This window comes from Bradyrhizobium sp. JR3.5 (genome assembly GCF_054057015.1).
In genome coordinates, this window is sequence record NZ_JBSRYV010000001.1 from 2,279,005 (window position 1) to 2,301,091 (window position 22,087).

Here is a 22,087-nt window from a genome sequence, read left to right on the forward strand (position 1 = left end):
TTTGGTACTTTAGCTACGACAGCTCGCTGGCGGCAGGAGGATCGCGCTCAATCTGAAGAATTGCAGCAAACGTCCAAAAAAAGCCGCCAGACCTGGCGGCTTTTTTGTGTGCCGGCAGGTCCCGAAATCCAAAGGAGCCAGCCGTGTTGAGTACGACAGACGACCTTCGCATCAAGGAACTGAAAGAGCTGAGTACGCCCGAAGAGGTGATGCGGGAGGTCCCGCGCACCCTGACGGCGACCCGCGTCGTGATGGGCGCCCGCAACGCCATCCACGCGATCCTCAACGGCACCGATGACCGCCTGCTGGTCGTCGTCGGCCCCTGCTCCATCCACGATCCCGCGGCGGCCGTCGATTACGCCGAGCGTCTCGCCAGCCTGCGCGAACAGCTCGCCGACCGCCTCGAGATCGTGATGCGGGTCTATTTCGAGAAGCCGCGCACCACCGTCGGCTGGAAGGGCCTGATCAACGATCCCGATCTCGACGGCAGCTTCGACATCAACAAGGGCCTGCGCCTTGCACGCAACGTGCTGTCGGCCGTGAACAATCTCGGCCTGCCGGCCGGCACCGAATTCCTCGACATGACGACGCCGCAATACATCGCCGATCTGGTCTCCTGGGCCGCGATCGGCGCACGCACCACCGAGAGCCAGATCCATCGCGAGCTGGCGTCCGGCCTGTCGTGCCCGGTCGGCTTCAAGAACAGCACCGACGGTGGCGTGCGGATCGCGGCGGACGCGGTGAAATCGGCGTCGCACCCGCACCATTTCATGGCGGTCACCAAAGGCGGCCGTTCGGCGATCGCCGCGACCAGCGGCAACGAGGACTGCCACGTCATCCTGCGCGGCGGCCGGGTGCCGAACTACGATGCAGCAAGCGTCGATGCTGCCGCGGCCGAGCTCGGCCACGCCGGCGTCGCGCCACGGCTGATGATCGACACCAGCCACGCCAACAGCAGCAAGAAGCCGGAGAACCAGCCGCCGGTTGCCGCCGACATCGCACAGCAGGTCGCAAGCGGCGACCAGCGCATCATCGGCGTGATGATCGAGAGCAACCTTGTCGCGGGACGCCAGGACGTCGTGCCGGGCAAGCCGCTGACCTACGGCCAGAGCATCACGGACGGCTGCATCGATCTCGCGACGACGGCCGACGTGCTGAAGCAGTTGGCCGATGCCGTCGACGCCAGGCGCAGCGTGCGGCGTGACGGCCTGCAGGAGCGTTCGGCCTGAGACGGTCGAACGGATTGAGCGTTGCCGGCGGGGCGGATATCGCGCTCCGCCGGTCTCTTCCGTGGCTTAGCAGCCGCGGCAGATGCTCTTGATCTTCTTGTCGAGCGCAGCGTCTTCCTTGTTCGCGGTGTTGTTCGGATCGCTGATATTCTTTTCATTGGGAACGTCGCCGCGGCGTGGCTGACGATGTCCGACCGGCGCCTCCGGCAGCGGCGCGTTCTTCTGCATGGAGGACGATCCGCCCTGTTGCTGCGCCCATGCCTTGGACGTTCCAACCTGGGGCGCTCCAACCATCATCAGAGCCATCAACAAAACAGTCTTCCGCATCTCGCGTCTCCGCTTCTCAACCCTATTGCGCCCGTTCCGGCCCCTCGACGGTAGCACAATTGCGTCGCCCCTGCGCTGCGCAATCCTGAACCTTCCGTATATCGGCCATCGTGCCAAGGAGCCAGATTCCCGCGGCGACCAGCACCACAAAGAAGCCGAACATCACAGCATTTTCGACGCCGCGGCTGCCCTCGTCCTCGGGCGGCTCCTGCCGTCCGTCCCCCCCGCGGCGCTCATCGCAGGCTCACGGCTGCGGCGGGTAAAGATGAACGTCACCGCAATAATCGACGATACGGTACCGCCGCTCCACCGAATCCTCCCCTTCGCGGGAAGCCGGCTGCGACAAATAGGTCGGGCCGATCGGCGCCTTGCCGTAGCCCCCGGGGATGTCGAGCACATAATCCGGCTGGCACAGTCCGGAGACACGCCCGCGCAACGCCCGCATCAATTCCTGCCCGGCTTCGATCGTGGTGCGCAAATGGGCGGTGCCGGGTGCAAGGTCGCCGTGGTGCAGATAATAGGGCTTGATCCGGCACTCGACGAAAGCGCGCATCAGCGCCGCGAGCGTCGCGGCATCGTCATTGACGCCGCGCAGCAGGACGGACTGGCTGACCAACGGGATGCCGGCGTCGGCAAGGCGGGCGCACGCGGCGCGGGCATTGGCGCCCAGCTCGCGCGGATGGTTGGCGTGGATTGCGATCCAGGTCGTCGCCCCGTCAACCCGCAGCGCCGCGACCATGTCGGAATTGATGCGTTCGGGATCGGCAATGGGAACGCGGCTGTGAAGGCGGATGATCTTCACATGATCGATGCCAGCGAGATCGGCCATGATCTCGGACAGCCTGCGCGCCGATAGCATCAAGGGATCGCCGCCGGTCAGGATGACTTCCCAGACTTCTTGATGGGTACGGATGTACTCCAGTGCCCCGCGGTAGGCATCGTCGGACAACGCCGACGCCTTGCCCGGCCCGACCATTTCTCGCCGGAAACAGAACCGGCAATAGACCGCGCAGACGTGGACGAGCTTGAACAACACCCGGTCCGGATAGCGATGCACGATGCCGGCGACCGGCGAATGCGCATCGTCGCCGATCGGATCGGCGTTCTCGCCCGGCTGCTCGACGAGCTCGTCGGCGCTCGGGATGAACTGCCGCGCGATCGGGTCGGCGGAATCGGCCGGGATCGATCAGCGCCGTGAGCTCCGGCGTCACCGCGACCGCGTAGCGCGCAGCCACCTGTTCGAGCTCGGCAAGGGCTGCGACCGGCACGAGGCCGGCATCGGCCAGCTCGCGCGGCTGGCGCAGCGTTGCCGCCAGTTTCGGATCGATCCTGTTCATGGCTCTCCTGCAGGCGGCGTCCAGACCACCTGGTCAATTCGTGGTGCGCCGCTTGCCAGCATCACCAGCCGGTCGAAGCCGAGCGCGACGCCGCTCGCCTCGGGCATCTGGCCGACGGCGGCAAGGAAGTCGTGGTCGAGCGGATAGCGCTCGCCGTAACGGCGGGCCTTCTCGTCCATGGCTGCGTTGAAACGATGGCGCTGCTCGGCTGCGTCGGTCAACTCGCCAAAGCCGTTGGCGAGCTCGACGCCGCAGGCGTAGACCTCGAAGCGCTCGGCGACATCAGGTTCGCCCGCCTTGGTGCGCGCCAGCGCGGCCTCCGGCGACGGGTACTCGAACAGTACCGTCAGGCGGCCCTGTCCGAGATTGGGCTCGACATGCTCGACCAGCACCTTGCTGAAAATGTCCGACCAGGTGTCGTCGTCCGCGATCCGCACCCGTTCGCGCGCGGCTGACGCCAGCGCCGCGCGATCGCCCTCGCCGCCCGAGATCGTCGCCAGCAGGTCGATGCCGGCGAAGCGCTCGAAACCTGTGGCAACCGTCAGCAGCTCTGGCTCGGCAAAGGGATCGGCGATCCTGCCGCGGAAGGAAAACCGCCCGATCCCGGTCGCCTGCGCTGCATGGGCGATGACGACGATCGTGTCTGCCATGATGGCGTCGTATCCGGCATTGGCGCGGTACCATTCCAGCATGGTGAATTCGGGCAGATGGAGGTCGCCGCGCTCGCGATCGCGGAACACCCGCGCGAACTCATAGATCCTGGGCTCGCCGGCCGCGAGCAGCTTCTTGCAGGCGAACTCGGGCGAGGTGCGCAGATAGCGTGGCGCAGCTGAGCCGTCGGCTTGCCTGAGTTCGGTACGGGGGGCGTGCAGATGCGTCTCGTTGCCAGGCGAGATCTGCAGGATGGCGGTCTCGACCTCGGCAAAGCCCTGCTCCTCGAACCACGCCCGGAGCGCCCGCGTGATCGCGGTCCGCGCCTGCAGGAATGGCCTGCGGTCAGCGTAGCGTGACGGCGTCCACCAGGGCGACGGCTGGTCATGGGCTGTCATCGGCCGGCCGATCCAACGGTTACGGATTCGACATCAACAAGCCACCGCCCCGATTTAAGAGCCGGGCGCAAATCCTTGATTCCATACAAATACATGGTCGACACGGCCTTGGTCGCAGCGGAACGCGGCGAAGCGAGTCCCTTCTTGTCGAAAGATGCCGGCATTGTCCATGCGTCGCCCCGGCTGAACCTGACGCCGGCTCACGCGTCCGATCGCCAATTCCGCGGAAGCGGGATGTGGCCACGGTCGGCTGGTTGCTGCCTCTACGACCTGAAGACGGGCACGTTCTCGGTTTCCCGCAAGCCTTGCCGAACATAACGAGAAGGCCCGAAAAATCCCGGCAAGGACCCTCGTTAGCGGCGCCCCGAAGGCTGTTGCCGGCGGTTGGCAAACTGCCGAATTCGGCCGCAAAAGACTGGCATCTCAGGGACAAATCAGTATGTTGCAGCCCGAAATCGCCGCCACGGCCGAGGGGCTGCCGGTCCGGTTTGCGCCCCCGCTTCTCAAATTCAGGAAAACACCTTTGAAAGTCATCGCCAGTTCCATCCGCAAGGGCAACATCATCGAGCAGGATGGCAAGCTCTATGTGGTCCTCTCCGCCGAAAACATTCATCCCGGCAAGGGCACCCCCGTCAGCCAGATCGAAATGCGCCGCATCGGCGACGGCGTGAAGGTGTCGGAGCGCTACAAGACCACCGACCAGGTCGAGAAGGCCACCGTCGAGGATCACAACTACAACTACCTCTATGAGGACGCCGACGGCTTCCACTTCATGAACAACGACAACTACGATCAGGTCCAGGTCTCCAAGGAGATCGTCGGTTCATCTGCGCCGTATTTGCAGGAGAACATGACCGTGAAGCTGTCGATGCACGAGGGCAATCCAGTCGCGATCCAGCTGCCCCAGCGCGTGACGCTCGAAGTGGTCGAGACCGAGCCCGTCACCAAGGGCCAGACCGCCTCGTCGTCGTACAAGCCAGCGATGCTGTCCAACGGCATCCGCACTGGCGTGCCGCCGCACGTTTCCACCGGCACGCGCATCGTCGTGATGACCGAGGACGGCTCCTACGTCGAACGCGCCAAGGATTAAGCAAGGATTGAGCGGCGAAGTGCGGTGACAGTCGTAATGAACCATCATCGCACATCAGGTTGTTGTTTAACCTCAAACTTTCCGGAAAACTGCTACACACTTTTCCGGAACTTGCTCTAATCTCTCGCGATCAGACATGAACCGGGGAGTGCAGTGAACAGGAAGGTCGTCAGCTTCATCAGTTGCTGGCTGGCAGCCCTGATCTTGCCTCCTCCCGGCGCTCATGCCGACGAATTCCGGACGCCTTCGATCTCGGCCATGCGGGTCGAATGGCGCTCGGTGCTCGACCAGCTCCGGCAAGAGATCACCACCCGCCCGGCCATCGCCTCCGGCTTCACATTCGCCGGACAGCGCCGCGTCCCGGCCACCGATCCGCGCGCGACGCCCGCGCTGGTGCAGCTGAACGCAGCGACATCGCCGCTCTTCCCCGGCATTGCGCGCAGTCCGATCCCGGTGCTGCTGCCTTTCGACCCCGCAAGCTATCTCGACGCACGACAGAGCGGCGCACCGGACAGCCTGCCGGTCGCACGCTACCAGGCCGACTTCCGCGCGGCCGATGTCTTCCATGCTGGCGCGTCCGGCTATGACGCGGTGTTCTCGCTCGACCCGGGCGCAGGCGATGGCATGCCGCCGCGGACCTTTGCCAAACCGGTCGAGGTCCAGATCTCGGGCTCGATCCTGGTCTACGACCTCGCCGACCGGCTCGGCGGCAAGGGCGAACCGGTCAAGACGCTGGCCGCGCAGTTTCCGGACCTGCGCCGCTTCATCCGCGAAGGCTACTTGCGCTACGCCTTCACCCGCTTCGGGATTCCCTATGTCGTCTCGATCCAGTGCCTCGACAGCGCACCGCGGCCGAAGCGGCTGGCCTGTCGCGAGGCCTATCCGGTCGCCGAGCGCTTCCTGAAGGCGTTGCGCATCGCCGGCGGCCAACCATCGCGGCCGCGCAGCGACATCGCCTCCGGCATCGCCGAGCGGCCGATCGCTCAATCGGCGGACTTCACCTACCGCCCGAGCGGCGACATCGTCGCGGGCAGCGGCGGCCGCAGGCAACAGGGTGGCCACGCCGACTTCACGGTGTACTCGCAGATCCGCTTTCCGCTTGAGAAAGCGTCGGCCTTCGCGCACTCGCAATCCTTCGCAAGGCGCAAGGCGGGCGCGACCGTCGACGAGTATCCCTGGCAGGACAATTTCTGCGAGGCGCGCAGCTTCGAGGTCGGCCAATGCGCCAGCGGCTACGGCCATCAGGGCCAGGATATCAGGCCGGGCGCGTGTCCGGCCGACAGCAAGGACGGTTGCGATCCCAGACAGCAGGCGGTCGTCGCAGTGCGCGACAGTATCGTGATCCGCTCGACGCAGCAGCAGGCCGCGACATTGCAGGTCAACACAAGCACCGAGCACGTCCGTTTCCGCTACATGCACATGAACCCGTCCGTGATGGATGCCGACGGCCTGCTCAACGGACGCCGCCTCAGCGAGGGCGAGAAGATCGGCGTGGTCTCGAACTATCTCGACCATCCCAACGGCACGTCACGGCATCTGCATTTCGACGTGCAGGTGTTCACGCGCGACGGCTGGCTCTGGGTCAATCCCTACACCACGCTGGTGTCGGCCTATGAGCGGCTGATCCGCGGTCGCGGCCGCGAGATCGGACCGGAGCCCGGACCTGCGGCCGCGGTGGCGCACGCACTGCCCGACGACGTCGTGCATCGCATCGACACCCAGGAAGGCGGCGGCAATTAGGGCGAGCGACGCGGACACCGGTTCGAGGCGCACGGCCAAAATATCGAAAACAACCCCATGCAAAGTAGCCGGCGGCTGCCGTCATCAGGCACGACAACTTGACACGTCGGGCAAATCAGCGGCATTATTCCATTATTCCGAAATCGTGCAAACGCCGTTCGCCCTTGGGGCCATGGCGCTCCGTGCCACATCGGTCGCGTCATTGCGCGGATTGGGAAGCTGCACCGTGTTCCGATAGGCCGCCTATTTCTTCCAGGGCGCATCGCCGCGTGCGGCGGCGGCCGCGAAGATGCCCTGCTCGTAATCGATGAAGGCGCGCACCATCGCGCGATAAGCGGCTTCCGCAACCTTGGGGGACAGCTCGTCCGCTTCCGCAAGCGCCATCGCCTTCTTCACCACCGCCTCGGCACGCTCGGGCGCCTCGACCTGCGCGGGGTTGGCCTTGAAGCGGGCGGCCTCATGGACGTAGCGGCCGCGCTCGGCCATCAGGCGCACGATCTCGCGGTCGAGCCGGTCGATATTGCTGCGCACCTCGCCAAGCGTCTTGCAGCAGGCGCCGTGGTCGACGGTGGGACTGCCCCACAACGCCGGCGCATTGGTTGCGGGTTCCTCGGCCCAGGCCATTCCAGGAACCAGAAGCGTCAACAGAAACACCGGCAATCGCATCGAACGCCTCCCAGCGAGCACGCCTTGCGATTGTTATGCCGATTTTGCGCGCCGATGGAAGCCATGCCGCTGACGGGACGACTGCGGGGTTCCATTCGAAATCGATCGATGCGCGACGTCACACACCGCGCGATACGATCAACCGATCTCCATTCCGGCCAGCACCTCACCGACCTTCTTTTGGGCCTCCGGCGGCAATGGCAGGATCGGACGCGGAGGCTCGGCCGCGCAGATCCCCCTGAGATTGGCGATCGCGTAGGCGACCCGCAGGCTCGAAAATGTCTTGAACAGCTGCCAGACCGGTTGCAGCCGCGCGTCGAGCTGCCGCGCCCTGGCGGCGTCTCCACTTGCGACGGCTCGGACGATGTCGACGCAGACCTTGGGGAAAATTCCCGCGAGAACGCTGTACCATGTCTCGCCCCCCGCCAGCAGCGCTTCGGTGCAGTTCCAGTCGGCGCTGTAACCCAACGAGAAGCCGCTCGGCACGACAGCCCGCAATTCGGCAATGTGGCCCGGCACCGTCGAAGCATCCAACGCCGGGCTTTTCACGGCGATGATCCCTTCCAGGCGACTGAGGCGGCCAACCAGGGCCGGCGTGAATCGAAAATGCGTCGTGCCCGGATTGTCGTAGATGCAGATCGGCAATCCGCTTTCACGCGCCACCGTTTGAAAGTGTTCGAACACCTCGTCATCGGTCAGCGGGGTATAGGAAACCGCCGCCAAAAGCCCCGCCGCCGCGCCGGCATCACGTGCAACTTGCGCAAGCTTCACCGCACCGTCGGTGCGCAGCGCGCCGACACCGACCAGGATCGGCGTCTTGCCACCTGCCAGGGCGGCAGCCACCTGCACGGCACGCCGCCGCTCATCGCGGCTGAAATACGGATACGAGCCGGTGCTTCCGAGCAGACCGATCGAATCCACCTTTGCCGCGATCAAGGGCTCCAGCAATGCGCGGAGCGCTCCCGCATCGACCTGCCCATCTCGATTCGAGGGCGTGATCGGGAAGGCGGAAAGCCCCTTGAGATTGACCATCGGTTGCTCCTGTTCGGTGACCGCCACGCGAGCGGGGAAATCGCATTGCAGCCGTAGCCGCAGCGCCATCAATCACCGCGCCCAATTCCGCTTGCAAGGTCCAGTTTGCTGCGGACTTCACAACAAACTGGTCCAATGCTCGAGGGCGCGCGCGACCTGCGGAATTGGGCCGGCGTCGATCGGAATTGCCGGCGGCTATTCCAGCATCGTGGTCAGTTGCGCGCCTTCGTCCGCGACGAAAACCGCGATCAGTTCCGCCGGCTCCCGTGGTGCTGGCATTGGCCGAGACCATGTGGGTCGAGCCCGGCGGCTCGAAGAAGGACTGGCCGACCTTGAAGGTCTCGACCGGTCCGCCGCCGAGCTGGGAGCGGATCTCGCCCTTGGTGATGTAGGCCGTCACCGAGCCGGAATGGCGATGCGGCGGCGTGAAGCCGCCGGGCCCGTAGAATACGCGCACCACCGTAACGCGCTTGCCCGGCACGTTTGGCAACGCATGCGAGGTGATGATTTCGACCTTGTCGAGCGGCGATGCCGCATTGGCGCTCGCGCAGAGCGGCGCGATCACCGCGGAGATCGCATCCATCGGGGTCGGCAGCGCCTTGCCGATCGCGAAGGCCGAGGCCAGTCCCGCGATCACGGCCAGCAAGACCGGCCGCGGCGGCCGCGCGAATGAAACAGACGGTGTCATCGCCATCGAAGTCATCGGTCGTTCTCCCCTGTCAATTGCCGTTCGTTCCGTCTCACGAAGCCGCCTCGGCCGCCCGCTGCCTGCGCGGCGGCGGCGTCCAGCGATAGGCGGCGCCGAACCGGTTCCAGACATTGATCGAGGCGATCGCCGAGGTCAGGTAGGTCAGCTCCTTTTCGGAGAATTCAGCGGTGACCTCCGCATAGACCTCGTCGCTGACGCCGTTCGGCATGGTCGTCAGCGCCTCGGTCCACGCCAGCGCCGCGCGCTCGCGGGCCGAGAACTGCGGCGCCTCGCGCCACACCACGACGAGGTTCAGCTTGTCTGTGGGCACGCCGAGGCTCTCGCCTTGCAGGATGTGATACTGCACGCAGAAGGCGCAGCCGTTGATCTGCGAGGCGCGCAGCTTGACCAGTTCGAGCAGCTGCTTGTCGAGACCGGCCTTCGCCGCGAACTGGCCGAGGTCACGCACGACGGCGAAGACATCGGGAGCGAGCTTCTCGAAGTCGGTGTATTCCTTGCGGGCATGTGACATTGGCCAGGCCTCATGTTATCAGTACACTGACATATTATCAGAGCTCTGATATTGAGCAAGACGCAGACACTCGCGAAGGCAACATGGCGGGAATGCAGAAGCGACGGAAATCCGGCCCCGCCGGGCGGCGCCCGGCGGGGAAAGCGGCGGCGGACAAGGTTGCGAACGGGGCAGGATCGGCCGCTGAGGCCCTGCCCGCGTCCGCCGTCCCGCCGCCCGGCGAAGGCAAGCGCGGCGAACAGGGCTATCTCGCCTATCTGCTGCGCCAGGCACACGCGGCCTCGCGGCTGTCGATGGAGCGCGAGCTGGGAGGCCTCGGCGTCACCTCTCCCCAGTTCGTCGTGCTGACGATGCTGAAGGCCTATCCGGGCCTCTCGGGCGCCGATCTGGCGCGGGTGGCATTGCTGACGCCGCAGACCGTCAGCGTGATCATCCGCAACCTCGAGCGCGACGGCGCGATCCGCAAGACGCCGCATCCGGTCCACGGCCGGGTGCTGCAGTGGACGCTGACCAGCCATGGAACCACGCTGCTGGAGAAATGCCGCCACATCGCCCAGGCCCAGGAGAGGCGGCTCGCCGCCAGCCTCGACGCCGGGTCGGAGCACATTGTCCGGCAATGGCTGTCAAAAATCGCCACAGATTTGCAGGATAGCTAGAGCATGCCCCGGAAAAGTGGGAACCGGTTTTCCGGCTAAGGGCATGCTCAAATCATGATCCTGCGGCGGCGTGGCTTTTGGCTCACCCGATCGGCGCCGCTACAGTGGCCCGATGAAACAGCCTGATTCTTTGAAATCCCCTGCCCGCCGCGCCGTCCTGAAGGCGGCGCTCGCGGCAGGCGTAACACTCGGCACTCCGCTCGGCGCACTGGCGGCGCCCCCTCCGGGCTTCGACCAATGGCGCGACAATTTTCGCGCCCGCGCACTGGCAAAAGGCATTTCGGAGGCGACCTGGAATCGCTGCATGGGGCGGGTCGAGCCCGACATGAGCGTGTTCAGGCAGATGCGCAACCAGCCGGAATTCCACGAGCAGATCTGGCAGTACATCAACCGCCGCGTCTCGGACTGGCGCGTCATCCACGGCCGCGAGGCGCTGAAGAAGAACGAGGCGCTGTTCGCCCGGATCGAGCGCGACTTCGGCGTCGAGCGCGGCACGCTGCTCGCACTGTGGGGCGTTGAATCGGCCTATGGCGATCCGCTGGTGCAGCAGAACCATATGACGCCGGTGTTTCCCTCGCTCGCGGCGCTCGCCTGGAACGAGCCGCGCCGCAAGGCCTATTGGGAAACCGAGCTGATCAACGCGATGAAGATCGTGCAGCGCGGCTGGAGCACGCCGGAGGAGATGAACGGCTCCTGGGCCGGCGCGATGGGCCATTCGCAGTGGATGCCGGAAGTCTGGCTCAATGTCGGCTTCGACTATGACGGCGACGGCAAGGTCTCGCCGTTCGGCCGCCCCGACGACGCGCTCGGCTCGACCGCGAAATATCTCGTCAATCGGGGCAAGTGGCGTCGCGGCGAGCACTGGGGCTACGAGGTTCGCGCACCGGGCGGCAGCGCCGGCGGCAGCCGTACCTACGCGGCCTGGGCCGGCGCCGGCGTCACCCGCGCCGACGGCCAGCCGTTTCCGCAGCCGAACGCGTCGGCGCAGCTCTGGATCCCGGTCGCGGGCGGCCCCGCCTTCCTGCTCGGCCCGAACTTCAATTCGGTGAAGAGCTATAATCCCTCGATGAACTACGCGCTGGCGATCTGCCATCTCGGCGATCGCTGTCTCGGCGGACCGCCGTTCATCCAGCCTTTCCCGGGCTCGGAGCGCGCGCTGACGCTCGCCGAGGTGCAGGAGATGCAGACCCGGCTGACCAAGGCCGGCTTCGACACCGGCGGCACCGACGGCCGCGTCGGCAACGACACGATGAAGGCGATCAAGGATTACCAGATCAAGACGGGCCTGCTGCCCGCCGATGGCTATGGCGGGCTCAAGGTGCTGGCGCGGCTACGGCAAGGCGGCTAGGCCGTCTACCCATGAACGCGGCAGCATGACGCACCGGAGTTGACGTCCGCTTCACTCCTGGAGCGATATGGTTGCTGCGCGCGACCGAAATGACGCGATCGGCCACGAGCGGGCAACATGGCTGTTCGGATGATCCAACAGCCGAGGCCTATCGGCGCAGTACCTGCCATCGTTGTCGAAACCCAGTTGTGATATTATTCAGATCGCTAGACGCAAGGTCTTGCGGTGGCGCCAAAACGGGAGGCCGTCGATGGATGTCAGACGAAGGACTCCGCATCCCGGGCTTCGTGGCATCGTTCGCTCGTTCGAGGAGCGCCGCGGAACATTGGGCCCCAAAGGCCTGATGTGGCCGCTGACGGCGCGGCCCCACCAGATCATCGATATTTATCTGGGCGATCCATTCCGTCTTCGGCTCGATGCAGGTCCCCTGCAGACGGCCCCCGAAACGGTCGTGGTCGGCCCGCAAGGGTCGCGCCGAATCCAGCTCTACATGTCAGGCGAAGTCCACATCTTCAACATTCTGCTGCAGCCGGCTGCGCTCAATCGCCTCGTCGGCATCGATATGACGTCCCTCGTCAATGAAGGCATCCGGGCCTGCGACGTTCTTGGCAAGCGCGCGGTGCTGCTGAGCGACGCCGTACGTTCGGCTGCGGACTTTGCCTCGCGCGTAGCTGCGGCAGAACGCTGGCTCGGGATGATGCAAGATGACAGTTCAGCTCAGGATGGGGTCGACTATACGTCCCGTCTGCTGCTGGCATCGCGGGGTTGCGTCGGTATCGACCACCTTGTGAAGCAATCGGGCCTGAGCGCGCGTCATTTTCAACGCCGCTTTTCGTCACAAGTTGGCCTTTCTCCCAAACTTTATGCGCGTACGATCAGGTTCGATGCAGCCTTGACGGCTCATCGTAACGAACCGACCAAGTCGTGGACCCGAATTGCCCACGAAGCCGGCTATTTTGACCAGGCGCATTTCATCCGTGAATGCCACGCACTGGTCGGCGCTGGACCAAGTCAGTTTATTGGCGATTGGGACAACATTCTTTCCCCGGATGGCTGAAATATACAAGCGCACCAGCCTGCGGCGGCTATCTTGTTGTTGGGGAAACGAGACGGCTGGTGCAGGCCGCGCATTTGAATTCAATCATTGCGACCGCGAGCAAGGAGTCGGCGTATGGCGATAATGGCGCGGCGCATTTTAGCGGTTATCGCTGCAACTTTGGTGTTGACCTATTCGATCCATGGCAGCGCGACGGCTGAGGAAAAGCCTGCCGTCTCCAACGAGATTGTCGTGACGCTGCTCGGTACGGGTGGCCCCGAACCAACTGCCGCGCGTTTCGGACCGGCGACGCTCGTTCAAGCCGGCGGACTGAATCTACTATTCGACGCGGGTCGAGGAGTGACAGTGCGCCTCTATCAGTTGGGCATATCATCCGGCAAAGGCATCGATGCGGTTTTTCTGACCCATTATCATTCGGACCATGTTGCCGGCCTGCCTGACCTGTGGATGACGGGGTACATGTTCGGGCCATTTGGATCCCGCGTCAAACCCATGAGACTGTGGGGTCCATCGGACGGAACGACCGTGCCGAGCGGTGTGGCGAAGATTGCCAAAGGCCTTGCGGAGGCATTTTCTGATGACATCAGCATCCGTCATGCGGACGAACACATCCCGCCCGCCGCCATGCAGATTGAGGTCCACGACTTCCAAGCAGATCGCGTGGTGTTCGACGAGGCCGGTGTCAAGGTCACCGCATTTGCGGTCAATCACGGCGACCTGGTCAAGCCGTCGGTGGGTTATCGGATCGACTACGACGCGCGGTCTGTAACGATTTCAGGAGACACGAAGTTTGACGAAAATCTCATCAAGCATGCGACGGGAAGCGATCTGTTGATTCATGAAGTCTTTGCGATGTCGGCACAACTGGCAAAACTGCCGCAACTAAAGCCCGTCGCGGATCACCATACGTCGCCTGAGGAAGCTGGCATGGTCTTTTCGCGCGCAAAGCCCAAACTCGCGGCCTATTCACACGTCATACTTCTACGAAACGAAGGTGTCCGAACTCGTGACGCGGACACAGAGCGCCTACGAGGGCCCGTTGAAGGTCGGAGAAGACCTTTTGCGCTTTACGATTGGTGACCGTGTGGTCGCAAAGAAATGGAATCCGGAGCTGCGAAAGTATCCGGATTAGACTAGCTCGGGTCGACTAAGGGTCATTTTGCGACCAAGCCAGCTTATCTCGATGACGATCAAGCGAGACGCAAACCTCGAACGATTCACATCGCGAGAATGCGGACTGTCATTCACGCCGCTGTTTGAAATGTGATTCGAGACTGACCGCCTCGTCATTGCGAGGAACGAGAGCGACGAAGCAACCCATGCATCCACGCACGTGGAATCATCGATTGCTTCGCTCTGGTCGCCATGACGTAAAGGCGGCCTGCCCGACCCGTAGGTCCGCAATGACGATCGTGGCTATTGCTGCCGCACCACGCCGCCGGCATTCATGCCGCCGTCGATCACGAGTTCGCTGCCGGTCACGTAGCGCGACGCGTCCGAGGCGAGATAGAGCACGCCCTGCGCGATCTCGATGGCCTGGCCGGCGCGGCCGAGAGGCGTGGCGAACCTTGCGCGCTCCTCCGGATCGATCGGCGCGTTCTGGCCGGCGCCCGTCGCGCCGGTCGGGATCTTGCCCCAGATCGGCGTGTCGATGATGCCGGGATGCACGGAGTTGACGCGGATGCCGTCGTTCACCTGCGCGCATTCCATCGCGATCGACTTGGCGAACAGCCGCACCGCGCCCTTGGTCGCGCTGTAGCCGGAGAGCGTCGCCGCACCGCGCAGGCCGGCCAGCGACGACATCATGATGATCGAGCCGCCGCCATGCCTGCGCATCAGCGGCAGCGAATGCTTCACCGACAGGAATACGCCGTCGAGATTGATGGCGGTCTGCCGGCGCCAGTCCGCGAGTGACATCTCGACGATCGACGGCGCCCCGATGCCGATGCCGGCGTTGGAGACCATGATATCGAGGCGGCCATAGCGCTTGCCGATATCGGCGATGACCTCGATCCAGCGCTCCTCGCTGGTGACATCCTGCGGCAGGAAGATCACCTCGCGACCAGCCTTCTTGAGCCGCGCGGCGAGCTCGGGTCCCCTCAACTCGTCGATGTCGGTCGCAACAACCGTCGCGCCTTCCTGCGCGAACAATTCGACGATCGCCTCGCCGATACCCGACGCGCCGCCGGTCACCAGCGCGACCTTGCCTTCAACCTGTCCTGCCATGTCCACTCCCAACGTTTCTTATTTGATCACCGCCGGGCCCTGATCCGGTACCGCGACGTCGAGCACACGGAATTGCACACGTTCGGTGCCTTGCCAACGGTCGACTGCAAGAGAACCCGCCACGTGCAATTGCTGGCCGCGATTTTGCGTCAAGGCGCTGCCGAGCTTCTGTCCGACCGAGCGGAATGCGATACCGTTGACGATGGAACCGTCGCCGGACTTGAAGCGCAGCCGCAAATGCGCCTGCCCGACCTCGTCGGCATAGACGAGCTGATGTGACGGCAGCGCGATCACCGGCTCGGGATTGGCGCTGCCGAACGGACCTGCGCGATTGAGCGTCGCGGCGAATTCCGGCGTCACCGCGCGCGCAGTGACGGCGCCATCGATGAACAGCTCGTTCTCGTGACGCGAGTTGGCGACGTCGGCCGCCAGCGCGCTCTCCATGTAGGCGCGGAATTCGGCGAGCTTCTCCTTGCGCAGCGTGACACCGGCCGCCATCGCGTGCCCGCCGCCTTTCATCAGCAGTCCGTCGTGCACCGCCTGGCGCACCGCCTTGCCGATATCCACGCCGCCGATCGAGCGGCCCGATCCGGTGCCGATGCCACCCGGCTCGAGCGCGATCGCAAAGGCCGGCCGCGCGAACTTCTCCTTCAGCCGCGCTGCGACCAGCCCGACCACGCCGGGGTGCCAGCCTTCCGCCGCTGTGACGATCACCGCGCCCTTGTCCTCGAGCCCGAGCGAGGCCAGCGCTTCGGCTTCGGCCTGCGCCTCTGCCGCCTGCTCGATCACCCGCCGTTCGGCATTGAGGCGATCGAGCTCGGCCGCGATCCGCGCGGCCTCCGAGACATCGCCTTCGAGCAGCAGCCGCACGCCGAGATCGGCACGCCCGATGCGGCCGCCGGCATTGATGCGCGGGCCCAGCATGAAGCCGAGATGCCAGGCCTCCGGCGGGCCATTGAGCCGCGCCACATCCATCAGCGCGGTGTGGCCGACATGGTCGCGGCGGCGCATCGCGATCAGGCCCTTGGCGACAAAGGCCCGGTTCAGCCCGATCAGCGGCGCGACGTCGGCAACGGTGCCGAGCGCCACGTGATGCAGCACGCTGAGCAGGTCGGGCTCCGGCATCTCGCGGGTCCAGAAGCCGCGCTGGCGCAGCTCGCGGTTCACGGCGACCAATGTGACGAACACCAGGCCGACGGCCGCGAGATGGCCGAGCCCCGAGAGATCGTCGGGCCGGTTCGGATTCACCAGCGCGTCGACCTCGGGCAACTCATCGCCGGTCTGGTGATGATCGATCACCACGACCGACATGCCGAGCTTCCTGGCTTCCGCCAGCGGCTCGATGCTGGTGGTGCCGCAATCGACCGTGACGAGCAGCGTCGCACCCTTTGCCGCCAGGGCGCGGACGGCGTCGACGTTTGGCCCGTAGCCCTCGAAAATGCGGTCGGGAATGTGGATCAGCGGATCCAGCCCGCAATGGCGCAGATGCCAGGTCAGCAGTGCCGCCGAAGTCGCGCCGTCGACGTCGTAGTCGCCAAAGATCGCGACCTTCTCGCCGCGCACCGCGGCATCCGCGATCCGCTTGGCAGCGGTCTCCATCTCCGTGACCGTGTGGGGATCAGGCATCAGCTTGCGGATGGTCGGGTCGAGGAAGTCGGCCACCTCGTCGATCGCGACGCCGCGGCCGGCCAGCACACGCGCCAGCATTTCCGGCAGATTGTGCCGCTGCACGATCGCGAGCGCCCGCGCCGCCCCGCGCGCGTCCAGCCGGTCGCGCCAGAGTTTTCCGGTCAGCGACCGCGCCACGCCGAGGAACGCCTGTGGCGCCTCGACGGGCAGTGCGGATGCGTGGAGCGTCATGATCCCTTCTGGAGCCAGAGCGTTTTCGAGCGAAGTGGGCAGCGGTTCGCGTGACGGCAACACGTCAAAACAAATCCAGGGCGTCGGCTCTGACCCAATCAGAACCGACGCTTCGGGCAGGAATCGTAGCGCTTCAATGAATAGCAGACCAGTTCTAGCAGCCCATCCGGGTGGCGATTTCCCCGAAATCCTTGGCCACAATGTCCCACGCGCCGGTGGCCTCGAAATCGACTTTCTGCAGCGGGCCGTATTCGGTCGGCCGCGCGACGAACGCCGTCTTCAGGCCGTGCTTTTGCGCGTGCTTGAGATCGTAATTGTGCGCGGCAACCATCATCACCTGCTCCGGCGGCAGGCAGAGCAACTTCGCGGCGCCGAGATAGGTTTCCGGGTCCGGCTTGTAGTGCTCGAACAGCTCGGCCGACATCACGAGGTCCCACGGCAGGCCTGCGAACTTCGCCATGTTGGTCAGCAGCGCGACGTTGCCGTTCGACAGCGGCGAGATGATGTATTTGGTCTTCAGCCGGGTCAGGCCGGCGACGCTGTCGGGCCACCCGTGCAGGCGATGCCAGCCCAGCGTCAGGTGCTGCAGGTCGGCCTCGGTGAGACCCTTGATGTCGAATTGCGCGACCAGCTTCTCCAGCGAGCGGCGGTGCAGCACATCGAGGATGACGTAGCCGTTCTGCGGATTCTTGCGCACCTCGTCCATCGAGGCCGCATAGACCGCGCGCCAGCCGTCGACCAGCGCAGTCCAGTCGGCCCTGATGCCGCGCGTCTCAGCCCATTTGGTGAAGTCGTTGATCAGGCTGGTGCGCCAGTCGACCACGGTCCCGAACACGTCGAACACCAGTGCCTTTACTCCGGAAAGATCGGACATGGGTGTCCCCCCCTTTTTCTTGTTGTTATTTATCCCGTCGTTCCGGGATGGTGCGAAGCACCAGACCCGGAACCTCGAGATTCCGGGCTCGCGCTTCGCGCGCGCCGGAATGACGACCACTATTGGGCTCGTTCTCAGTCCAGGTGGAACTTCTCCAGCTGCCGGTGCTCGGCCTTGATGTAGCGCACGGTGCCGGTGACCGAGCGCATCACGACGGTCTCGGTCTCGATCACGTCCTTCTTGAACTTCACGCCTGAGAGCAGCGAGCCGGTGGTGACGCCGGTGGCGGCGAACAGGCAGTCGCCCCTCGCCAGATCCTCGATGCCGTAGATCATCTTCGGATCGGTGACGCCCATCTTGTGCGCGCGCTCGCGCTTCTCCTCGGTGTCGAGGATCAGGCGGCACTGCATCTGGCCGCCGATGCAGCGCAGCGCGACCGCTGCCAGCACGCCTTCGGGCGCGCCGCCGGTGCCGATATACATGTCGACGCCGGTCTCATCGGGCTTGGCGCAGTGGATGACGCCCGGCGACGTCACCGTCGGTGATCAGCTGCACGGCAGCGCCGGTCGAGCGCACGCCGTTGATGATGTCGGCATGGCGCGGACGGTCGAGCACCAGCACGTTGATGGCGCTGGGATCGACGCCCTTGGCTTTGGCGAGCCGGCGGACGTTGTCGGCCGGCGGCGCGTCGAGCTCGATCACGTTCTTGGCGTAGCCCGGGCCGATCGCGATCTTCTGCATGTAGACGTCGGGTGCGTGCAGCAGCGTTCCGCCGTCGGCCATCGCCATGGTGGCGATCGAGCCCGGCATGTTCTTGGCGCACAGCGTGGTGCCTTCGAGCGGGTCGACGGCGATATCGACTTTCGGGCCGGCGTTGAGCCCAACCTTCTCGCCGATGAACAGCATCGGCGCCTCGTCGCGCTCGCCCTCGCCGATCACGATGGTGCCCTCGATCGGCAGCTTGTTGAGCTCGCGCCGCATCGCGTCGACCGCGGCCTTGTCTGCGGCCTTTTCCTGGCCGTGGCCGCGCAGCCGCGCGGCCGACACCGCCGCGCGCTCCGTCACGCGCACGATTTCGAGCGTCAGGATGCGCTCGAGCAGCATCTGCGGCGGAACGGAAATATGGGTCGACATCGGCGTACTCCTTAAAGCCCTGGGGGACAGGCCAGCCTGCCCGCATCAATCGTCTCACGCCCGACCCGTTCAGGTCATGCGTTAGTTTTTCTCGATCCGGATCACCTGCGGCCGGCCGCTGATGACCTTATCGCGCTGCACTGCGGCCAGCGCACGATGCACCGCATCCTCACTGGTCGCGTAGGTAATCAGAATGACCGGGACCGGTGAAGGTTTTTTGGCTGCACCGTTCACATCCACGCCATCCGGATGCCGTTGCACGATGGACTCCAGAGATATCTTCTGTTCCGCGAGCCGGGTGGCGATTGTTGCGGCAGTGCCTGCAAGATCGCGCGCCATCAGGCGGATATAGTAGCCACCCTCGTGACGTTCCATCGGCGCCTTGGTGGTGTCGCGCAACCGCTCCACCGGACGCCCGAACGGCTTGGCACGAATGCCGCGGGCGACGTCGGCGATGTCGGCGACCACGGCCGAGGCGGTCGCACCGCCGCCGGCGCCGGGCCCGACCAGCGTGATCGGCGGAATGCCCTCGCCGTCGATCGCCACCGCGTTGGTGACGCCCATCACCTGCGCGATCGACGATGATTTCGGCACCATGGTCGGGTGCACGCGCTGCTCAATGCCCTTTGCCGTGCGCACGGCGACGCCGAGCAGCTTGACGCGGTAGCCGAGTTCCGCGGCGGCCTTGAGATCTTCCGGCGTGATCGAGGAGATGCCTTCGACATAGACCGCGCTTTCGGCGACCTTGGTTCCGAAGGCGAGGCTCGCAAGGATCGCAAGCTTCTGCGCGGTGTCGTGACCATCGACGTCGAATGACGGGTTGGCTTCGGCATAGCCCAGGCGCTGGGCGTCCTTCAGGCATTCTTCGAACGACAAACCCTCCTGCTCCATCCGGGTCAGGATGTAATTGCAGGTGCCGTTGAGGATGCCGTAGACGCGGTTGACGCTGGTGCCGGCGAGGCCCTCGCGCAGCGTCTTGATGACCGGGATCGCCGCACCGACCGCCGCCTCGAAATTCAGCGCGCCGCCGTGCTTCTCGGCGGCAGCGGCAAGCCGCAGCCCGTGCTTGGCGATCAGCGCCTTGTTGGCTGTCACGACCGACTTGCCGGCCTTCAGCGCGGTCTCGATCGCGGAGAGAGCGGGATCGCCGGCGCCGCCCATCAACTCGACGAAGCAGTCGATATTGGGATCTTCGGCAAGCGCCTGCGGGCTCTTCGCCCAGGCGATGCCGCGCAGGTCGAGGCCGCGCTTCTTGACTTTCGAGCGCGCGGTGACGGCGACGACGCGGATGCCACGGCCGCTGCGCTCGGCCAGCGCCCGTCCTTGCGTTTCGATGAGGCGGACGACATCGGCACCGACGGTGCCGAGCCCCGCTATGCCCACGTTCAGGGGTGCGACCATGGATTTAAGGGACCTGGAGATTAAGCAACCTGGAAGGATTAGCGCCGGTTGGCGAGAGGAACGACGTTGTGCAACGTTTCGATGCCGCTTTCAAGGAAGCGGCGTACGCCGCGCGCGGCTTGCCGGATGCGCTGCTCGTTCTCCACCATCGCGATACGGACAAAGCCTTCGCCATGCTCGCCGAACGCGACGCCCGGCGACACCACGACGCCGGATTTCTCCACCATCAGGGTCGCGAACTGCATGCTGCCGACGGCCTCGAACGCCTTGGGCAGCGGCGCCCACGCGAACATCGAGGCCTGCGGCGGCGGAATGTCCCAGCCGGCGCGGCCAAATGACTCAACCAGCGCGTCGCGGCGTTTGCGGTAAGTGTCGCGCATCTCGCGGATGCAGTCGTCAGGGCCGTTCAGCGCGGCGGTCGCCGCCACCTGGACCGGCGTGAAGGCGCCATAATCGAGATAGGATTTGACCCGCGCCAGTGCCGCGATGAATGCGCTCATTGCCGACTGCAAAGCCCATGCGCCAGCCGGCCATCGAGAACGTCTTCGACATCGAGGTGAATTCGACGGTGACGTCGAGCGCACCGGGGACTTGCAGCACCGACGGCGGCGGATTGTTCTCGTCGAAATAGACTTCCGCGTAGGCCAGATCGGACAGGATGAAGATGTCGTGCTTCTTCGCGAACGCGACCAGATCCTTGTAGAAGTCGAGGTCCGCGACATAGGCGGTCGGGTTCGACGGATAGCAGACGATCAGCGCGATCGGCTTCGGAATCGAATGCTGGATCGCCCGTTCGACCGCCTCGAAGAACTTCGGCGTCGGCTCCGACGGCACCGAACGGATCACGCCGCCCGCCATCAGGAAGCCGAACGCATGGATCGGGTAGCTCGGATTCGGGCACAGCACGACATCGCCGGGCGCGGTGATCGCCTGCGCAACGTTGGCAAACCCCTCCTTCGAGCCGAGCGTCGCAACCACCTGGGTATCGGGGTTCAGCTTGACGCCGAAGCGGCGCCCATAATAGGCGGCCTGGGCCTTGCGCAGGCCGTTGATGCCACGGGAGGCCGAGTAGCGGTCGGTCCGCGGCTTGCCCAGCGTCTCCTTGAGCTTCTCGATGACGTGGGGCGGGGTCGGCAGATCCGGGTTCCCCATGCCCATGTCGATAATGTCGGCCCCGGCATTGCGCGCGGCCGCCTTGGCCTGGTTGACCTTTTCAAAGACGTAAGGCGGCAGACGGCGAATGCGGTAAAAATCTTCCATGGGACCCTTGCTCCGACAACCGCAATGCCAGAATCGTCCCCCTTGGTTGACTTGCGGAAGCCGGCTCGGCCTCTTACAGAAATCGCACTGAATCAATGATTTAGAGCGAATTCAGGCGCACGGTCTGGGGACAGCGGCCGGATCTGCGGTTGAATTGGGTTTCTTTTAGCACGGACGCCGGGCGGCGCCAGCGCTGATCGGCCAATCTCGCGCGCTCACTTCCCGCTTTGGGCTGCCGTCGCGGCCTGAGCCTGTGCCTGGCGATCACGCGCGGCAACCAGCTCCTGCTCGATCTTGGCCTGATCCGCCGGCTTGATCGTCGGATCGGCGCGATCGGGCGGAATATCGTGCACCGGGAGGTAGCCGTTGGCATCCTTTTGCCGCGCCGGCGCATCGGCCGGCATGGCCATATCGGCAATCGTGCTCGAGCACCCGCTCAGCGCCAGCATCGACGCGAGCAGCGCTGCGGCCGCGAGCCCCCTGTTCATTCGATCGATCGGCATGCGCCGAATTGTCCCCAACAAGCTAGCGCGCACGTCGCACATTGCCGACACGGGTCGCACTGGTACGAGCCTTGCAGC

At 64.9% G+C, this 22,087-nt stretch carries 17 protein-coding genes and 4 pseudogenes; 7 read left to right on the forward strand and 14 right to left on the reverse strand.

Annotated features, from left to right (window positions below; all coding sequences use genetic code 11):
- Positions 1-143: 143 nt before the first annotated feature.
- On the forward strand, positions 144-1,229 hold the full coding sequence (locus tag ACVWW1_RS11495; RefSeq protein WP_456655846.1) for a 3-deoxy-7-phosphoheptulonate synthase: 1,086 nt from the start codon (positions 144-146) through the stop codon (positions 1,227-1,229).
- 66 nt (positions 1,230-1,295) lie between these two features.
- On the opposite strand, the gene ACVWW1_RS11500 is transcribed toward ACVWW1_RS11495, so the two are convergent.
- The 3 genes and pseudogenes from ACVWW1_RS11500 to epmA form a co-directional block, all read right to left on the reverse strand.
- A complete protein-coding gene (locus ACVWW1_RS11500; RefSeq protein ID WP_456655847.1) occupies positions 1,296-1,556 on the reverse strand; it encodes a hypothetical protein in 261 nt (86 codons plus the stop codon).
- A gap of 244 nt (positions 1,557-1,800) precedes the next feature.
- Positions 1,801-2,893, reverse strand: a pseudogene (locus tag ACVWW1_RS11505) (lysine-2,3-aminomutase-like protein).
- Positions 2,890-3,942 (reverse strand): EF-P lysine aminoacylase EpmA, encoded by a 1,053-nt coding sequence (gene epmA, locus ACVWW1_RS11510; protein WP_456655848.1) that lies wholly within the window; start codon positions 3,940-3,942, stop codon positions 2,890-2,892. Before epmA ends, ACVWW1_RS11505 begins: the two are co-directional and overlap by 4 nt.
- Before the next feature lie 523 nt (positions 3,943-4,465).
- Between epmA and efp the strand changes: the two genes are divergently transcribed.
- Both efp and ACVWW1_RS11520 read left to right on the forward strand, forming a co-directional pair.
- On the forward strand, positions 4,466-5,032 hold the full coding sequence (efp, locus tag ACVWW1_RS11515) for an elongation factor P (protein WP_173643398.1): 567 nt from the start codon (positions 4,466-4,468) through the stop codon (positions 5,030-5,032).
- A gap of 153 nt (positions 5,033-5,185) precedes the next feature.
- Positions 5,186-6,772: a M23 family peptidase gene (locus tag ACVWW1_RS11520; protein WP_456655849.1), complete on the forward strand. Its 1,587-nt coding sequence runs from the start codon at positions 5,186-5,188 to the stop codon at positions 6,770-6,772.
- 243 nt (positions 6,773-7,015) lie between these two features.
- On the opposite strand, the gene ACVWW1_RS11525 is transcribed toward ACVWW1_RS11520, so the two are convergent.
- The 4 genes and pseudogenes from ACVWW1_RS11525 to ACVWW1_RS11540 form a co-directional block, all read right to left on the reverse strand.
- On the reverse strand, positions 7,016-7,438 hold the full coding sequence (locus ACVWW1_RS11525; RefSeq protein WP_456655850.1) for a chorismate mutase: 423 nt from the start codon (positions 7,436-7,438) through the stop codon (positions 7,016-7,018).
- A gap of 138 nt (positions 7,439-7,576) precedes the next feature.
- Positions 7,577-8,470, reverse strand: a complete 894-nt coding sequence (locus ACVWW1_RS11530; protein WP_456656658.1) for a dihydrodipicolinate synthase family protein — start codon at positions 8,468-8,470, stop codon at positions 7,577-7,579.
- Between the two features lie 195 nt (positions 8,471-8,665).
- Positions 8,666-9,173: pseudogene (locus ACVWW1_RS11535) on the reverse strand (cupin domain-containing protein).
- A 37-nt stretch (positions 9,174-9,210) separates the two neighbouring features.
- Entirely contained in the window at positions 9,211-9,690 is a 480-nt protein-coding gene (locus ACVWW1_RS11540; RefSeq protein WP_456655851.1) for a carboxymuconolactone decarboxylase family protein, read from the reverse strand.
- Positions 9,691-9,773: 83 nt separating this feature from the next.
- On the opposite strand from ACVWW1_RS11540, the gene ACVWW1_RS11545 reads away from it, so the two are divergent.
- The 4 genes from ACVWW1_RS11545 to ACVWW1_RS11560 all read left to right on the forward strand — a co-directional run bounded on the left by ACVWW1_RS11545 (position 9,774) and on the right by ACVWW1_RS11560 (position 13,831).
- Positions 9,774-10,346, forward strand: a complete 573-nt coding sequence (locus ACVWW1_RS11545) for a MarR family winged helix-turn-helix transcriptional regulator (RefSeq protein ID WP_456655852.1) — start codon at positions 9,774-9,776, stop codon at positions 10,344-10,346.
- Positions 10,347-10,458: 112 nt separating this feature from the next.
- A complete protein-coding gene (locus ACVWW1_RS11550) occupies positions 10,459-11,694 on the forward strand; it encodes a lytic murein transglycosylase (RefSeq protein ID WP_456655853.1) in 1,236 nt (411 codons plus the stop codon).
- A 250-nt stretch (positions 11,695-11,944) separates the two neighbouring features.
- A complete protein-coding gene (locus ACVWW1_RS11555) occupies positions 11,945-12,751 on the forward strand; it encodes a helix-turn-helix domain-containing protein (RefSeq protein ID WP_456655854.1) in 807 nt (268 codons plus the stop codon).
- Positions 12,752-12,865: 114 nt separating this feature from the next.
- On the forward strand, positions 12,866-13,831 hold the full coding sequence (locus ACVWW1_RS11560; protein WP_456655855.1) for an MBL fold metallo-hydrolase: 966 nt from the start codon (positions 12,866-12,868) through the stop codon (positions 13,829-13,831).
- A 336-nt stretch (positions 13,832-14,167) separates the two neighbouring features.
- Here ACVWW1_RS11560 and ACVWW1_RS11565 read toward each other — a convergent pair whose 3' ends face one another.
- The 7 genes and pseudogenes from ACVWW1_RS11565 to ACVWW1_RS11595 form a co-directional block, all read right to left on the reverse strand.
- Positions 14,168-14,977 (reverse strand): SDR family NAD(P)-dependent oxidoreductase, encoded by an 810-nt coding sequence (locus ACVWW1_RS11565; RefSeq protein ID WP_456655856.1) that lies wholly within the window; start codon positions 14,975-14,977, stop codon positions 14,168-14,170.
- An 18-nt stretch (positions 14,978-14,995) separates the two neighbouring features.
- A complete protein-coding gene (gene recJ, locus ACVWW1_RS11570) occupies positions 14,996-16,837 on the reverse strand; it encodes a single-stranded-DNA-specific exonuclease RecJ (protein WP_456655857.1) in 1,842 nt (613 codons plus the stop codon).
- 154 nt (positions 16,838-16,991) lie between these two features.
- Positions 16,992-17,711 (reverse strand): haloacid dehalogenase type II, encoded by a 720-nt coding sequence (locus ACVWW1_RS11575; protein ID WP_207839538.1) that lies wholly within the window; start codon positions 17,709-17,711, stop codon positions 16,992-16,994.
- Between the two features lie 134 nt (positions 17,712-17,845).
- Positions 17,846-18,845: pseudogene (gene glpX, locus ACVWW1_RS11580) on the reverse strand (class II fructose-bisphosphatase).
- 81 nt (positions 18,846-18,926) lie between these two features.
- Complete coding sequence (locus ACVWW1_RS11585; protein ID WP_456655858.1) at positions 18,927-20,246, reverse strand: homoserine dehydrogenase; 1,320 nt, start codon at positions 20,244-20,246, stop codon at positions 18,927-18,929.
- A gap of 38 nt (positions 20,247-20,284) precedes the next feature.
- Positions 20,285-21,506 (reverse strand): annotated as a pseudogene (locus ACVWW1_RS11590) (LL-diaminopimelate aminotransferase).
- A gap of 215 nt (positions 21,507-21,721) precedes the next feature.
- Positions 21,722-22,009 carry a hypothetical protein gene (locus ACVWW1_RS11595; protein ID WP_176535054.1) on the reverse strand — a complete coding sequence of 96 codons (288 nt, stop codon included), beginning with the start codon at positions 22,007-22,009 and terminating at the stop codon, positions 21,722-21,724.
- Between the last annotated feature and the right edge of the window lie 78 nt (positions 22,010-22,087).

What these genes read in the sequence shown, in the direction of transcription:
- ACVWW1_RS11500 (WP_456655847.1), bottom strand. Translation starts at nt 1,556, where the DNA reads ATGCGGAAGACTGTTTTGTTGATGGCTCTGATGATGGTTGGAGCGCCC.
- epmA (WP_456655848.1), bottom strand. Translation starts at nt 3,942, where the DNA reads ATGACAGCCCATGACCAGCCGTCGCCCTGGTGGACGCCGTCACGCTAC.
- ACVWW1_RS11525 (WP_456655850.1), bottom strand. Translation starts at nt 7,438, where the DNA reads ATGCGATTGCCGGTGTTTCTGTTGACGCTTCTGGTTCCTGGAATGGCC.
- ACVWW1_RS11530 (WP_456656658.1), bottom strand. Translation starts at nt 8,470, where the DNA reads ATGGTCAATCTCAAGGGGCTTTCCGCCTTCCCGATCACGCCCTCGAAT.
- ACVWW1_RS11540 (WP_456655851.1), bottom strand. Translation starts at nt 9,690, where the DNA reads ATGTCACATGCCCGCAAGGAATACACCGACTTCGAGAAGCTCGCTCCC.
- ACVWW1_RS11545 (WP_456655852.1), top strand. Translation starts at nt 9,774, where the DNA reads ATGGCGGGAATGCAGAAGCGACGGAAATCCGGCCCCGCCGGGCGGCGC.
- ACVWW1_RS11550 (WP_456655853.1), top strand. Translation starts at nt 10,459, where the DNA reads ATGAAACAGCCTGATTCTTTGAAATCCCCTGCCCGCCGCGCCGTCCTG.
- ACVWW1_RS11555 (WP_456655854.1), top strand. Translation starts at nt 11,945, where the DNA reads ATGGATGTCAGACGAAGGACTCCGCATCCCGGGCTTCGTGGCATCGTT.
- ACVWW1_RS11560 (WP_456655855.1), top strand. Translation starts at nt 12,866, where the DNA reads ATGGCGATAATGGCGCGGCGCATTTTAGCGGTTATCGCTGCAACTTTG.
- ACVWW1_RS11565 (WP_456655856.1), bottom strand. Translation starts at nt 14,977, where the DNA reads ATGGCAGGACAGGTTGAAGGCAAGGTCGCGCTGGTGACCGGCGGCGCG.
- recJ (WP_456655857.1), bottom strand. Translation starts at nt 16,837, where the DNA reads ATGACGCTCCACGCATCCGCACTGCCCGTCGAGGCGCCACAGGCGTTC.
- ACVWW1_RS11575 (WP_207839538.1), bottom strand. Translation starts at nt 17,711, where the DNA reads ATGTCCGATCTTTCCGGAGTAAAGGCACTGGTGTTCGACGTGTTCGGG.
- ACVWW1_RS11585 (WP_456655858.1), bottom strand. Translation starts at nt 20,246, where the DNA reads ATGGTCGCACCCCTGAACGTGGGCATAGCGGGGCTCGGCACCGTCGGT.
- ACVWW1_RS11595 (WP_176535054.1), bottom strand. Translation starts at nt 22,009, where the DNA reads ATGCCGATCGATCGAATGAACAGGGGGCTCGCGGCCGCAGCGCTGCTC.